This window comes from Leuconostoc sp. S50, from assembly GCF_016624925.1.
GTDB classification, from domain to species: domain Bacteria; phylum Bacillota; class Bacilli; order Lactobacillales; family Lactobacillaceae; genus Leuconostoc; species Leuconostoc pseudomesenteroides.
Genome location: NZ_JACVUE010000005.1, coordinates 103,235 through 117,767, shown reverse-complemented (window position 1 = coordinate 117,767; position 14,533 = coordinate 103,235). Strand labels below are relative to the sequence as shown.

General features: G+C 38.2%; 11 protein-coding genes. 4 read left to right on the top strand and 7 right to left on the bottom strand.

Annotated elements, in window-relative coordinates; translation table 11 throughout:
• Nucleotides 1–259 precede the first annotated feature (259 nt).
• The 3 genes from gndA (at nt 260) to IAE53_RS06080 (ending at nt 2,815) form a co-directional block, all read left to right on the top strand.
• Nucleotides 260–1,687: an NADP-dependent phosphogluconate dehydrogenase gene (gndA, locus tag IAE53_RS06090; protein ID WP_148424054.1), complete on the top strand. Its 1,428-nt coding sequence runs from the start codon at nt 260–262 to the stop codon at nt 1,685–1,687.
• A 294-nt stretch (nt 1,688–1,981) separates the two neighbouring features.
• On the top strand, nt 1,982–2,521 hold the full coding sequence (locus IAE53_RS06085) for a DUF1440 domain-containing protein (RefSeq protein ID WP_139967687.1): 540 nt from the start codon (nt 1,982–1,984) through the stop codon (nt 2,519–2,521).
• Between the two features lie 135 nt (nt 2,522–2,656).
• Nucleotides 2,657–2,815, top strand: coding sequence for a hypothetical protein (locus IAE53_RS06080; RefSeq protein ID WP_167497542.1), 159 nt, complete (start codon nt 2,657–2,659; stop codon nt 2,813–2,815).
• Between the two features lie 43 nt (nt 2,816–2,858).
• Here the strand turns inward: IAE53_RS06080 and adhE are convergent, their stop codons facing one another.
• Complete coding sequence (adhE, locus tag IAE53_RS06075; protein ID WP_188352233.1) at nt 2,859–5,561, bottom strand: bifunctional acetaldehyde-CoA/alcohol dehydrogenase; 2,703 nt, start codon at nt 5,559–5,561, stop codon at nt 2,859–2,861.
• A gap of 339 nt (nt 5,562–5,900) precedes the next feature.
• On the opposite strand from adhE, the gene IAE53_RS06070 reads away from it, so the two are divergent.
• Nucleotides 5,901–6,584: a hypothetical protein gene (locus IAE53_RS06070; RefSeq protein WP_148424052.1), complete on the top strand. Its 684-nt coding sequence runs from the start codon at nt 5,901–5,903 to the stop codon at nt 6,582–6,584.
• A 37-nt stretch (nt 6,585–6,621) separates the two neighbouring features.
• On the opposite strand, the gene IAE53_RS06065 is transcribed toward IAE53_RS06070, so the two are convergent.
• From IAE53_RS06065 to IAE53_RS06040, 6 genes are all read right to left on the bottom strand, one after another.
• Nucleotides 6,622–8,211: a helix-turn-helix domain-containing protein gene (locus IAE53_RS06065; protein WP_200136079.1), complete on the bottom strand. Its 1,590-nt coding sequence runs from the start codon at nt 8,209–8,211 to the stop codon at nt 6,622–6,624.
• Nucleotides 8,212–8,369: 158 nt separating this feature from the next.
• Nucleotides 8,370–10,304 carry a hypothetical protein gene (locus tag IAE53_RS06060; protein ID WP_200136080.1) on the bottom strand — a complete coding sequence of 645 codons (1,935 nt, stop codon included), beginning with the start codon at nt 10,302–10,304 and terminating at the stop codon, nt 8,370–8,372.
• The gene (locus IAE53_RS06055; protein WP_148424050.1) at nt 10,294–10,614 is read right to left on the bottom strand and encodes a hypothetical protein; all 321 of its coding nucleotides are present in this window, start codon (nt 10,612–10,614) and stop codon (nt 10,294–10,296) included. The genes IAE53_RS06060 and IAE53_RS06055 overlap by 11 nt, the downstream gene beginning before the upstream one ends.
• A gap of 24 nt (nt 10,615–10,638) precedes the next feature.
• Nucleotides 10,639–11,748 (bottom strand): WxL protein host-binding domain-containing protein, encoded by a 1,110-nt coding sequence (locus tag IAE53_RS06050; protein WP_188353309.1) that lies wholly within the window; start codon nt 11,746–11,748, stop codon nt 10,639–10,641.
• A 123-nt stretch (nt 11,749–11,871) separates the two neighbouring features.
• The gene (locus IAE53_RS06045; protein WP_188353310.1) at nt 11,872–12,525 is read right to left on the bottom strand and encodes a WxL domain-containing protein; all 654 of its coding nucleotides are present in this window, start codon (nt 12,523–12,525) and stop codon (nt 11,872–11,874) included.
• 273 nt (nt 12,526–12,798) lie between these two features.
• Nucleotides 12,799–14,208 (bottom strand): MucBP domain-containing protein, encoded by a 1,410-nt coding sequence (locus IAE53_RS06040; protein ID WP_148424047.1) that lies wholly within the window; start codon nt 14,206–14,208, stop codon nt 12,799–12,801.
• Nucleotides 14,209–14,533 lie beyond the last annotated feature (325 nt).

Here is a 14,533-nt window from a genome sequence, read left to right as displayed (position 1 = left end):
AAAACAACATCCTTTCAGAAGCCAATGTGAACACAAAAAACTCACAATTTTCACAAACATATCAAGTGACAAAAGCCATGTGCGTGTTACCATAAAAGTAACAAATCTATTATTTTATTTTGGAAAGTAGGCACTCTTTTATACCGTTTTATGAGACACTGACTAATAGATTTTGGGGTAGTAAGTTAAATATAATTCAAAATAAAAATTGCAGTTCATATCACGTATAAATACAATTATTGGAAAGCAGGTATATAGTATGACACAGTCAGATTTTGGCGTTGTTGGCTTAGCGGTAATGGGTCGCAACTTGGCACTCAACATTGAGTCACGTGGTTACACCGTTTCAGTGTTTAATCGGTCTCGCGCGCGAACAGATGATTTGGTTCAAAAGCACGCTGATAAATCATTTATTCCTAGTTATTCAATCCCTGATTTTGTACAATCCATCAAAGCACCACGCCGTATTTTACTAATGGTTAAAGCTGGTAAAGGCACTGATGATGTCATTGATGAGTTGCTACCACATTTATCAAAAGGTGATTTGCTCATTGATGGTGGTAACACTTTCTTCCAAGATACAATCCGTCGTTCAGAAAAACTCTCACAATCAGGCATCAACTTTATTGGCATGGGTGTTTCTGGTGGTGAATTAGGCGCACTCGAAGGACCATCGCTAATGCCCGGTGGTCAACGCGAAGCTTATGATTCAGTGGCACCTATTTTGGAACAAATTGCCGCCAAAGCGCCTGAAGATGGTCGGCCAACGGTTACTTATGTTGGTCCAAATGGTGCTGGTCACTACGTCAAAATGGTGCATAATGGTATCGAATATGGTGATATGGAATTAATCGCCGAATCATACGATATTTTAAAGCGTGTCCTCGATTTGAATGCCAATGATTTGGCTAAGACCTTTGCTGATTGGAATAGTGGTGAATTAAACTCATACTTAATCGAAATCACAGCCGATATTCTAACCCGCAAAGATGATTTAGGTTCTGACAAACCAATAGTAGACTTGATTCTCGATCGCGCCGGTAACAAAGGCACGGGTAAATGGTCATCACAATCAGCACTTGAAGTTGGTGCACCACAGTCATTGATTACCGAATCTGTTTACGCACGCTATATTTCAGCGCTAAAATCAGATCGCCTCGTAGCTGCTGATTTGCTAAACGGTCCTGATTTTACCTTTGATGGTGACAAAGACAGCGTCGCAGAAGATGTTCGTCAGGCACTCTACTTTGGTAAAATCATGTCTTACGCCCAAGGATTTGACCAATTAAGGATGGCTTCTGATCATTATGATTGGGATCTACCATTTGGTGAACTTGCGCAATTGTGGCGTGCTGGTGCGATTATCCGCGCACAATTCCTACAACGAATCACCGACGCCTATACAACTAAAAGTGATTTGCATAATTTGCTTTTGGATAGCTACTTTAAAGACATTGCTGAAAAGTATCAAGGTGCAGCCCGCCGTGTTGTGGCACTTGCTGTATCAGCCGGTGTTCCAACACCGTCGTTGTCTGCTGCAGTCGCCTATTACGATTCCTACCGATCAGCTGTTTTGCCAGCCAACTTGATTCAAGCACAACGGGATTACTTCGGCGCTCATACTTATGAACGCGTGGATAAGCCAGCCGGCGAAATGTTCCACTATTCTTGGTACGACGAGGCTTAATTTTAACCTGTAGTAATATGTGGTTTCATGTTCAATGTTTCTCATAATCACTATCTATTTGTTAGTGTAAAGGCACCACAGCTTATACCAAAAAACAACAACACTCATTTTATTGCCATCAAATAGTCGTCATCAATTTGGTGGCTTTTTGTTTGTATCAAAACGATTTTGAGACTTTTTGTCTCATTTTTTGAAGTGGCTAGCTCCCTTTATTAGTTCACTTGACAATTGATTGATAAACGTTTAAAATTAATATTTGTTTGTTATTTTATTCACATTTTAAGGAGAGTATTGATGTTTGTTTTAAATAAGCCAAAGGCTAGTCTCAAAGAAATCATTATCAAAAGTGTCTGGTACGGTTTCATCGCCGGTATGATTTCCGGTATGGTAAAAATTGGTTGGGAAAATATTTTTCCACCTCGTACAATTGCCCGTAACCTGATTAATCCGCCACAACACATGGCCATGCAATTAGGTATTCCAAAAAAATTAGTTGAATCTTACTTCTACTATTCACAAGATCAAAAAGTTTTCTGGTTCACCTTGATTTTACATTTTTCATTTGCTATCGCCTTTTCAGTCTTGTACGTTTTTGTATCACAATACTGGTCAAAAATTGGTTTGTGGCAAGGTGCCGCTTATGGTATCGTTCTTTGGATTGTGTGGCACGTCATCTTGATGCCCGCCTTTGGAACGGTCCCTGCACCATGGGATCAACCATTCGATGAACATTTCTCAGAATTCTGGGGACATATCGTTTGGGCGTGGTCAATTGCCGCAACCGTTTACTACTTAATCGCTAAAGATAAAAAAGGTCATCTTGAAAATATTTAATGCTAAGTTTGACACACAAAGGATAATTTTATCCTTTGTGTTTTTTAATTACAGCTGGTATTCCTCATCAATTTGCATTACAATATCTAGCAATAAAAGAAACATATCCCGTCAACTTACCCTTTGGAGAACGACATGAAAAAAGACAGTTTTGGTCGCAGTAATTTAGATGATACTTTAAACGATGTCACCAACCACCCAGAGCGTGGATTGAGCTTATTATCAATTAAAGGCACTATAATTTTGGTTGTCATCGTGATAATTGCATTATTGATTTATGTGATCACACAATAAAACACACACAACTCACGTTGCGTGTGTTTTTCATTAACATTAATTAAAACTGATCTTTCAACAATTGCTTAATTTCTGCCAAACTAGGTTGGCGTGGGTTACCTGGTGTTGTTTGGTCATTGTAAACCAAATCAATCAAGCTATCCAAAGCATCGTCAAAGTGCTTCTTGTCAACGCCGTTGCCTGACAATGTTTGGTTAACTTCAACTGACGCAGCCAAATCCTTAACAGCTGCAATCAATGAATCAACCAATTCAACATCTGTGTTACCCTTCAAACCAAGGTAACGTGCGATGTCAGCATAGTCCTTTTGTGCTGTATAAGTTTCGTAGCGTGGGTATGGTGTACGCTTAACATTACCAGTTACGGCATTGAACTTAATCACGTGTGGCATTGCAATCGCAATGGCCAAACCGTGTGGCAATTCGAATTCACCACCAGTCTTGTGGGCCAAGGCATGGTTGATACCCAAGAAGGCGTTAGCAAATGACATACCTGCCAAAGTTGAAGCATAGTGCATCTTTGTACGTGCGTTTTGACCTTCTTTAGTTGGGTTCTTTGGATCATAGTGATAAGAGTCAGCCAAGTTATCAAAAATCAACTTAATAGCTTGCAACGCCCAAGGACGTGTAAATTCTGAGGCCATTACTGAAACGTATGATTCCAAGGCATGTGACAAAGCATCCAAACCAGAGAATGCAACTGTGCGCTTTGGTACAGTCATCACGAATTCTGGATCAACAATGGCAACTTCAGGTGTTAACTCATAGTCGGCCAATGGGTACTTAACGTGTGTTTCATCATCAGTGATAACCGCGAATGGTGTCACTTCTGAACCAGTACCTGATGTGGTTGGAATTGCAACCATTTGCGTCAAACGTGCATGGTAGAACTTAACAATACGCTTACGGATATCCATGAACTTTTGTTGTAGTTCTGTAAACAAGTCTTTGATAGCATCATTATCTTCCAAGATACCTTCATGACGTGTTGAATATTCGTACAAGAAACGACCAATCTTACCAGCATCCAATGCTGAACCGCCACCAAGCAAAATGACTGTGTCAGGCTTAAAATCAGCCATTTGACGTGCAATTTCAACTGCTTGTGACAAGGTTGGATCAGGCTTAACTGAACCGTAGATGTTAGTTTCGACTTGTTCTTGACGCAATTCAAGTTGGCTCAAAACCTTACCAACGAAGCCAAATTGCACCATACCAGGATCAGCCACGATGAAGGCGCGCTTAACTGATGGTAATTCTTGCAAATAAGTAATCGCGTTTGCTTCATAATAAACTTCCTTAGGCAAACGGATCCACTGTGGACGGTTACGACGACGTGCAACAGTTTTGATGTTAAGCAAGTCGTATGTTGACAAGTTGTGAGACAATGAATTCTTCCCCCATGATCCGGTACCAAGCGTCAATGATGGACGCATAGCATCTGTATAGATATCACCAACACCACCAATTGAATCTGGTTGGTTAACTAAGATACGTGATGCACCAATTGCATCAGCATACTCTTTGATGAATGGGTCATCTTGTGAACCAATTTGGATTGCGGCGTTGTGACCAGCACCTTGATAGTTCAACAATGATTGAACTGTTTCAATGGCTTCTTCACGCTTTTCAACTTTATAAATTGACAATAATGGTGACAACTTTTCTGATGACAGCGCTTCACCAATGTTCTTTTGATCCAACTCGAACAACAAAACATCTTTGCCTTCAGGAATCTTAACACCAGCTTGTTCAGCAATCCAACGACCTGACATACCAGCAACTGGTCCGGCTACACCGAAACCTTCGGCGTTTGGCTTGAAGACGTAATCAGCAATCTTCTTATAGTCTTTCTTTGGCACAAGGTAAGCACCTTGTTCTTGTAATTTAGCCAAGACTTCGTCGTAAATTGGCGCTTGGATAACCGCTGAGTTTTCAGTGGCACAGATCATACCATTATCAAAACGCTTTGACAAAAGTAAGTCTGACACAGCGCGGTCAGTATCTACGGTTGCATCCAAGTAGATAGCACCGTTACCAGCACCAACACCCATTGATGGGTTTCCTGACTTCAAAGCGGCGTTAACCATTGATGGACCACCAGTAGCCAAGATTGAAGCGATGCCATGATTTTGAATTAAAGCAGTTGTAGCGTAGATTGAAGGCTTTTCAATCCATTGGATAAAGTTCTTGGGTGCACCAGCTTTCACAGCTGCTTCATAAACGATTTGTGCAGCGTGAACTGATGACTTTTGTGCTTGTGGGTGGAATGCGAAGATAATCGTATTACGCGTCTTAGCTGTCAACATTGACTTAAAAATCGTTGTGGACGTTGGATTAGTTGTTGGTACGATACCAGCTAATACACCAAGTGGTGCTGCTAATTCAACCTTTCCTTGAATTTTATCTTCATTGATAACGCCAACTGTCTTGTCAAACTTAATCGCGTTATAAACGGATTCAGAGGCAAAACGGTTCTTGGTATCTTTATCTTCAACAACACCTCGACCAGTTTCATCGTGGGCTTCATGGGCCAACAATAGTGAATTTTCAGAACCAGCTAATGCCATTGCGGCAACAATTTTATCAACCTGTTCTTGTGAAAATGTTGAAAATTCAGCCAAAGCTTTTTGTGACTTTTCAACCAATTCGGCTGTCATTTTTTCAGCTTGAGCTGTTAATTCAGCTTTTTCTTCAGGTGTCAAAACCTTTTTAGCGGGCTTCTTTGCAGTTGCTTCTGCCATAATTTTGTGCTCCTTTTTGTTTGCTCATTTCTTAACAATCTAAGTATATAATAAGTGTCAAGAAAAAGCAACACTTTTAATTTTTATTTGTTAAACACTTGATAATTGTACATTTGCAAGCGCTTACAAACACATTGGTAACATTGTGTACTTAATCACAGTATCGGCATATTTTTTTAATATTACGCCTACGGCTTATTATATAACTATTCTATGAAGAAAGTGTAAATATTGCGTCCTAAATATGATAAAATCATGAATTCGTACGATAAACGTGCCAAGCACTTTACGGTGACAATGCTATAATAAGATAATATATTAGCTTGAGGACAAGATGACATGTATTATATTGACGGACAATTTTACCAGTTAGGATACAAACAAAAAATTAGTTTTTTCGTTGTATCTCTAATTATCAATTCTTTTGGGAATGGCTTGAGTGTCGCAACTGCAATGGGATCAGCCCCTTGGACGGCTGGCGCAGCTAATTTAGCCAATCTAACTGGTGCGCCGATCAGTTTATTTCTTGCTTTTTTTGCTACGAGTGTCGCTTTTTTGAATATGTGGCTCGCCATGCACTTTAATTGGCCCCGTTTAATTGGCAATATTGTGTTTGGCATGTCGTTTAGTTTATTGGTTGGTGTTTTTGCTAACCTATTTGTTGCCTTAGGCATTCGCCATCTTGCTTGGTGGTGGTTACTACCAATCGATATTTTTGCGGTGTGGACGATTGGGGTTGCGATTTCCATTTATCAGCGTGTCAATTGGATTCTACATCCCCTTGATGACTTGACCAACATTTTACGGTTTGATTATTTTCACGGCAATGCTAGTAAAGCGCAAATGAGTAACTTTGCTGTTGCCATTGGTATTTCAGCATTCTGTTTCCCGTTCAGTCACCAGCTTGTGGCTTTAGGACTAGGCACGATTGTCTCTTTTCTTTTCCAAGGTCGTAACATTGCTTGGGCCGATCGACATATTTTCAAACGGCTTGTTCACGGTGATATCACAGGTGAAGCTTAAAAAACGTGTGAGTTGCAATTTATCAACTCACACGTTTTTATTGTGGCAAACCAACCTTTTGCTGCCAAAATTTATTACCTAGTACTGTAATGAGCAATTGACGAATACGAGTTAAGTCGACATCTGAAAAATATTGATTCACTGTGACTGAAACACCATTTTTTGATGAAAAACAGTCAACGTCTGGCATGTCTGATATGTAGACGTCTATTGGTTCATTTTGCCAGTCCTTCACGAAATATATGTTTAAGTACTCCCCTATTTCCTCTAATAAACGAGCAGCGTGAGTATTGTCCATGAACCCTTGAGAAAAATCAATATAGACGTTAATCGGTTGAATAAATTGGGAAATGGGTATAATTGTTAACGTCTTATATAACAATTGTGAAAAAGTCGCTTTTAAAAAATTTTCCCGTTCATGCAAATGCGCCGGATAAATTGTCTGAGCTAAATCCGCCAAACAATTCAAGAGAAATATTGCACAAATTGGGTGCCGATCAATAGACTTGTTGATGTGATCGAAAGAATGATCACTAACATTGGTAGACCCAATGCTATGACGAACTACATAGCGCAAAACGATTGTGAAAAATTTGTCGCTTAATTTTGTTGTCACGTCTTGTTGTTTTGTATAGTTGTTTCCAAACGTCAGTACAAATTGCCGATTAATAGTAGCTGAAATTGCTTGGAATAGCTCACAATAATAGGAACTTAAAAATACTGTCTTGCCGATTTTTTTAGTATTGTTGTCGCACGCCATAATGAACAGCATATACCATTCGATTTCATTTACCAAATCAGCACCGGTAAGTCTTGGTATAAAGGGATCTTGGGTAAACAAACTATTGATACTAGGGCCTATCCATTGTGAGCACTTATAGACTTGTGGCACAAACAGCTGCAAATCATCCTTAATCACATGATGCAAATTCAGACGCAAGACACTGACTGCATAATAACAACGAAAAGCCACAACATGAACTTGAGACAAAGGTTCTTGTAAAGTGCTATTTATTCTTACTACATTCTGATTTGCTTGGTTAATCACACGCTCACTAACAGGTACGTAGGCACCATTGAAGCACAAAAAATATAACGCAAACAAAAAATCTCTAATAGCTTTTTCTTCACCAACTAATTTATAATTTTTTATCCTTATACCTTGATTTAGTTGCGTGATACCTTGATTTAAATGAGATTTCATGTCATTGATTTTTGTTCGCGACAAATGCAACGCTTCGCAAAAATCGATTAAATGATCATCTTCATGTTGAATAATTCGGTCTAACAATCTGAATTTAGTGCTTGTCTTTAAATAAAATTGCTTTAAACAAATATAATGATCAGCCATCTTGACATTGAGTTTTATCCACTCGCCATCCCTATCTACAACAATCCAGTTGTCATAATGCAGCGTTGTAACATCATCTGCTAATGCTAATATTCTTTTTTTAATTGTCGTTAACGTTAAAATTATCGCAAATGATATTTTCAGATTGCATTGCAGATCATGAATCGACATCGTAATTTGACCAGTAGGTGCTATTTTCGATTTAGTAATTAGTATATCGAGAATTATCAGTTTTGTTAATTGATCTTTTTCATACAAAAAATCAAATTTGTTCATGTTTTAATCGGACCACCCTTGTCAAAATAAATAGGACTGAAATAATAGTTTCTCCAGTCCCGTCTTGCTATATCACCGTATTTATGACAGATAAAGCACCTATCTAGTGTATCACTTACAAAAAGACATTTCTGAACAGTAGATACAAAACGCTGTCATTATTGCGCATCAACCATTGAATAAGTAAAACTGGCTTGAGCACCGCCTAAATGTTGAGTCGGTATGCCATTTCCTGCTTTGAGCAGTAAAGCCTCATCCTTCTTAAATGTCACATCATATTCTTCTCCAGCATCTTTCATTGTGACACCTTCTGGTAAATGATCATCACTAGTCACTGACAAAATCGTGTCGGGTGTTGTTGACAGAGTAGTAACATCATTTTCTCCTGCACTTCGCCAATAATAAGCAGTTTGGTGGGGCAAAAGATTGTTTGCTAGTGATACTTGAATTTTAACATTTGGACTCGTTCCTTCATCAGCACAAAATTTAAAATGCATGTCGTTATCACTAGACCCAACAAAATATCCACCTTCACTAGCTAATCCTCCTAGACCACTTTGAGGACAATCTTGAACATTGAATACAAAAGTTCGATTCAGATTACCATCAATCAAATGGTTGCCATTCGGTTGAGCCCATTGTATATATATCGCTTTCTGTAAAAATTTAAGGTCATCGGCACTATACGCTGTTGGCGACATTTGTGCACTTGTAAAATTACCGTTGGTACTACCTGTAGTCAATCGCTTGTATAGGTCATTGTCCTGTTCGGCTGCTGTATTAGTGGAAGCGTGTAACCGTAGCCCATTACCTTTGATATTAATTGGAATATTGCAACCGCTTTGAAAGACTGATCCACCAGCTGTTTTCATCGTTACATCAGTGGGGTCATTCAAATTGATTTCTGATCCACTGACAGGAACGCCACTGAATAACGATGTGCTAGTGTTGAGGTTATACAAGTTCAGACTACTATCTTTAGCCATATTAATCATAGTTTTGCCACTTTGGAAGCCATCCAAATTAATTGAACCACCGCCTGACGTAATATCAAGCAAAGCGTGGCTTGCCATGTTGATATTTAGGGCATTTAAGGTATTCATCCACATGAACCAATTGTTATTGTGGATAGCAGTATTTTTTGTACCATTAACGATAAATTGGCTGCCTTCTCCTAAATTCCAATTAAGTGGACCATTAGCATTGCCATCGTCGTACCACATTGTATAGGTTTCATTAAGATTCCAGTTCAGCTTTGCGTTAGCATCAACAGAAAAGTTAGAACCATTCTTCGTGTAATACGTATAAAAAGGCTGATCCATGCCCCATGACTGGTTAACTGTTGTATTGCCATCAACTACTTCAACATTTTGACCACCTTGAATCCATTCACCATTATTGTCAGCACCCGAATTATTGGCTTTAGTCTGACTCATATCAATTTTTGAGCCAGATCCAAGGTCTACCATACTTTGCCCCTGCAGGATATTAAACACATTATTCCCCATAAATTTAATAGTGCCATTTTCATTTCGAATAGGGCCAGCACCGTTAGTCAATGCACCATTTACAGTGTGAATGTTCTTATAGATAGTTGTCGCTGTGGCATTACCCGTGATTGCGAAAATACCATCGGCATGATTGTTAATAATCGTGGCATTTTCAACCGTCATTTCAGTATTGCTCGTCACGCTAGCATCACTGGAGAAAAAACCTTGTCCCCCACCTGATCTAGCTGTACCGGAAGTATAGTTAGTATCATTATCGACAAATATTTTATGACCGTTTCCTAGTATATCAACACCTTTTCCAGCAATCATACGACCGTTGCCGCCTGCAAAATCAGGTGACCCCGCAATATCCTTTTCAACTGACAAATAAACCATTTGGTTATCAGGCGCAGACCGGTATGCACTAAACATCTCTTGCCATGTTGTTACTTTATAATATGTTGCATGACGTACGCCTGTGATGCTACCATCTTGATCAATAAATGACTGAGTGTCTGCATGACCTAATGGAAAGCCAATCAATAACGCAACCATAGCAATTAGTATAGCAATAATATTTCTGAAGAAACCTTTACTGACCATTAGCTGCCCTCTTCCGTTTTATTAGCATCAAAAAAACCAGCAGTAAAATTACAAACGTAATTATCGTAAAACCGATTTCTATTCGAAGCACAGCTGATGTACTTGGTAAGTTTGATATAGCGTGTGTACTACTATGTTCGACAAAATGTGGATTAGTAGAAAATTTAGGAACTGATGAATTAATATCGTTATGAATATTGATTGAAACTGTTCCTGTTAAAGTATCATCAGCACTTGCTTTATCACCGATTAATAGTGGCACTATCAGACCTGTAAAACATTGTGCCAGTTTCTGCCAATAATTTTTCATACTACTTTCCTCCTCCCAACAATATCAGTCTTTTTTTTGATGGTTTTTAACTAATAGCCAAACACAAATGGCAATCAAAAGTACGATCACGCTAACTAACAAAACTAACAAGCGATTGATTGGCGCGTGATACTGAGCTGCTTTTAAAACATCTTGGCGGTTTGTAACAGTAAAATCACGAGTGAATACCCAGCGATGGTTATTTTGATCATTTAATTGAAGATGCATTTTGTAGTGGCCATTCTTGAAATTCTTTTTCGACCAAACAAATTCAACCGGTATCTTTGCAGCGGGTGATATCTCACCATCTTGAACATTAACTTTACTAATAACTTGATTCAACTTGTTTGTAATTGTACCCGACATACTAACATGTTCAATGTTCACTAAAGTTGAATTATTTATTGTCACAATTGTTTTTGGCTGGTAATCTTTAGCAATTGTTTTCAACGAACCATAGTCTAGTTGGGGTTGAATATCAGCAGTGCCTTGTTGTAATACTAATCCTTTCACATAAGCATACTGGTTTTGTAATGTTGACTTTGCATTAACCTGCTGATTTTCTTTCAAAACCGATATACCACCTGACATAATGCCGTTATAGTGTTTTCTTGGCATATGAATGGTCACAGGAATTCTTGCCCGTGTGTCAGCTGGTACTGTTAACGTTGTTCGAGAATTTTTTTCTACACCATACTTAGTTGTGTCGACACCAACAATTTTTTCAAATTCGAATGGTGCTACTACAGCGACACCTGTACTCTGGCTAAGTGGTGTGCCATAATCAACTGACAAATTACGATTCGTAACACCTGTATTAACACTAATATCAAAAGTATTTTTATGCGCACCATTCAAAATATCAATATATACAGTAAATTCTTGTTTTTGGCGTGTGGCTAAATAATAATACGAAACCTTCTTATCCGAAATTTGTAAGCTAGACGGTTCATTGGTAATAGTATAACCAACAGTTTGATTGATATTTCTTTTTTGCGCTGCTTCTAAAGGCTGTTGCACAATCGTTGCATATACTTGTTTATTTAATGCAAAACAACCGAAAATAACGATCGTTAATAAGAGCAACTGTCCCAAAATGTTTGGCAACACTTTAACATCAGATTTATTCAACATCTGAAAAGCTTCTTTCTATCATTTCTATGTACTAGATTAAATCAACAGCTGATTTAATCTATTAAAATTCATGCATATAAGTGGATTAACTGTTAAGAAATGAGTGAATTTTTAAATCACAACTTATTCTGCATCTGATAATGTGTAAGTAATATTGGCGTGATAGTCCCCAGTCACAATATCTGCTGGTAACGTCATTGATGCAGATGTCGCTCCTGATGTCTCATCATAAACAGATTTTTCCGTAGTATCATGAGAGGCAACTTTGGCTGCTGCGCCGTGGATATCAACAGATGTTGCTCCAGTAACATGACTATCTGCGTTATCAGCTACTGTCATCTTAAATGAATCTAGCCCAACCGTGCCTTTGTTAGCTGAACTCAAATCCCCCACTTCAGCAGTGATAGACCACGCATTGGCATCTGGACGTAAATCATTCACATTCAGAGTCGTTGCAGTATCTTTTGCCGGATCAGCTAGTTTCGTGCCGGCTGTCGTACCAGTTGCTGCCTTTGCATTAATAGTAAAAGTGGCGTCATCATTCAGCTTTCCGACATTATGTGTACCAAAATCAAACGATGGCACACCGGTCATCAAAATTTGACCATGATTGTCTGGTCGTGGCGTTGGATCAGCACCACCATTACTATTCACAACCAAGTGCGCATCCCCGTTCAAAGTATCTACTGTATCAGCAGAAACAATAATAGGTGAGAGCGCCGACACGGCAAATGTGCTTGCCAAAACCAACGATGAAACTTTTTGTAAACCAGTCATTTTGTTATCCTTCTTTCTCTATGACCCTTTATAACTTGCGATTATAATTTTAATAGAAAATACATGCTTTAAAATTCATAGTTTTTTGTATTTTAAAAAATATAGTGAACTAATCCTGTTTAACAGACTGAATCGTCTTTCTAACACTAAAAAAAAGCTAATTCTATGTCGAATTAGCCTAAATATAGATACACTTTAAAACACGTTCAATATGCCATTGTACATTTTGTACTCGCAACCAAACATTATGCGTCACATCTATCTCAAATCATATTAATTTCTTAGTCTTTTTTTAATAGCTACAACAATTAGGGTCGCGCCAGCTAAAATGAGGCTAGTCATCATTAAACTACTGTTTTTCTGATTCTTAGCTGTCTTTGGCAATGCCGTTTTAGTTGGTTGTATTGATTTTTGCACCTGTTTATCATTTGGCTTGATAGGGTGGTTATCAATAGTTGATGGTGTTTGTTGACTTGGCTTCACTGGCACTAATTGTTCTTTGCTATATACATAAGTCACAATTTGCGCTTTATCCGTGAAATTACCGACTGAATTTCCTTGAACTTCTTTAAATGTGTAGCCTGAAATAGTTTTCTTATCCGTGGTATACGCATCACCAACGTTTCCCGATTTGACAACATCAGCAGAAATTTCATTGCCGGCTTCATCAACGTATTTAGCAGTTACATTCCCCGCTTTAACAGGATTTTTTGTATAAACATAGGTAACAGTCTGAGCTTGATCAGTAAATGTGCCGCTGACATTACCTTGAACCTCTTTAAATGTGTAACCGTTAATACTTTTTTGATCGGTCGTGTATGAATCACCAACATTTCCTGATTTGACAACATCGGCGGAAATTTCATTGCCCGCTTCATCAACGTATTTAGCGGTAATATCACCACCTACTACTGTTGGATGATCGTAATCAGTGTAAAATGTCCAGCTCGTATCGGCATTATTACCATCAATACCAGCTGTATAATCTGAACTGTTATCCTCTTTTGGAATAGTCAGTATATTCGTAGCAGGATCATAACCAGGTTGACTGTGTTCTTCAAAAACAGCAATCAAAGTAGGGGATATCACAGTTTTAAGGTCAATACTCTTTGACCCATCTGGATTAATCGTCGCAATGCCTCGTAAATCAATGATAATATGACCTGTATGTTCAGGAATAGCAGAACAAGCGACATATTTAGTCATGCCGGCACTAATCAGTACTGTCTCGTTGTTAACAGAATGGTTGGCATACACCAAATTTGGACAATCTCTCAAATCTAAAGTCTTAAGATTAGGATTTCCATAATAATTAATATTGGTTAAACTCGTCATGCCTCTCACATCAATTTTATTAATAGGAGAAGCTGCGACGGTCAGATCAGACAAAGATGTGAGTAATTTAACACCAGTAATATCTAAAACATTAGTTAAAGATAATGATGTAATATTTGCTACCTCAGCAGCAGATAGTTTGCCGTTTCCGTCAATATCGTAACTGACTAGTTGACTTCGAAAATTACTATCAGGAAAATTACTTGCATTCAAATCAATGTCTACGGCTTTAGGTGCTTGCACCTTAGGATTCATTGTATCGGTTATCGCTTGTGCAGACACGGTAGCACTTGGTGTTAATAAGCAAATCGCAGCGGCTGCTACCATTACATTCTTTTTAATTGACATAATCTATTCTCTCTTTTATTTTATTAGCTTAATTTTGGAATAACCAAAATTAAACACCTCATATTCTTACAAGCATGACTATTCTCTGTTGTTCGATTATTGATCGCACAGTGTAGTCGAGCAAACTTTCATTTTAAAACGTCATTTCGGTATGTGTTCCTCCCTAATTGGCTTTCAATATTATGTTGTGTCAATAACATAATAGGCGATATCAATACATTCTCTCTAAAGTTTGAATTTGTGTTATTTCAAACAAGCAGATACCACTAGTAGATTAGCACCCTATTTCATTGTAAAATTATTTTGTTTTTGTACTTTACAAAAA

Coding starts and splice junctions, on each gene's coding strand:
- gndA (WP_148424054.1), top strand. CDS start 260: ATGACACAGTCAGATTTTGGCGTTGTTGGCTTAGCGGTAATGGGTCGC.
- IAE53_RS06085 (WP_139967687.1), top strand. CDS start 1,982: ATGTTTGTTTTAAATAAGCCAAAGGCTAGTCTCAAAGAAATCATTATC.
- IAE53_RS06080 (WP_167497542.1), top strand. CDS start 2,657: ATGAAAAAAGACAGTTTTGGTCGCAGTAATTTAGATGATACTTTAAAC.
- adhE (WP_188352233.1), bottom strand. CDS start 5,561: ATGGCAGAAGCAACTGCAAAGAAGCCCGCTAAAAAGGTTTTGACACCT.
- IAE53_RS06070 (WP_148424052.1), top strand. CDS start 5,901: ATGTATTATATTGACGGACAATTTTACCAGTTAGGATACAAACAAAAA.
- IAE53_RS06065 (WP_200136079.1), bottom strand. CDS start 8,211: ATGAACAAATTTGATTTTTTGTATGAAAAAGATCAATTAACAAAACTG.
- IAE53_RS06060 (WP_200136080.1), bottom strand. CDS start 10,304: ATGGTCAGTAAAGGTTTCTTCAGAAATATTATTGCTATACTAATTGCT.
- IAE53_RS06055 (WP_148424050.1), bottom strand. CDS start 10,614: ATGAAAAATTATTGGCAGAAACTGGCACAATGTTTTACAGGTCTGATA.
- IAE53_RS06050 (WP_188353309.1), bottom strand. CDS start 11,748: ATGTTGAATAAATCTGATGTTAAAGTGTTGCCAAACATTTTGGGACAG.
- IAE53_RS06045 (WP_188353310.1), bottom strand. CDS start 12,525: ATGACTGGTTTACAAAAAGTTTCATCGTTGGTTTTGGCAAGCACATTT.
- IAE53_RS06040 (WP_148424047.1), bottom strand. CDS start 14,208: ATGTCAATTAAAAAGAATGTAATGGTAGCAGCCGCTGCGATTTGCTTA.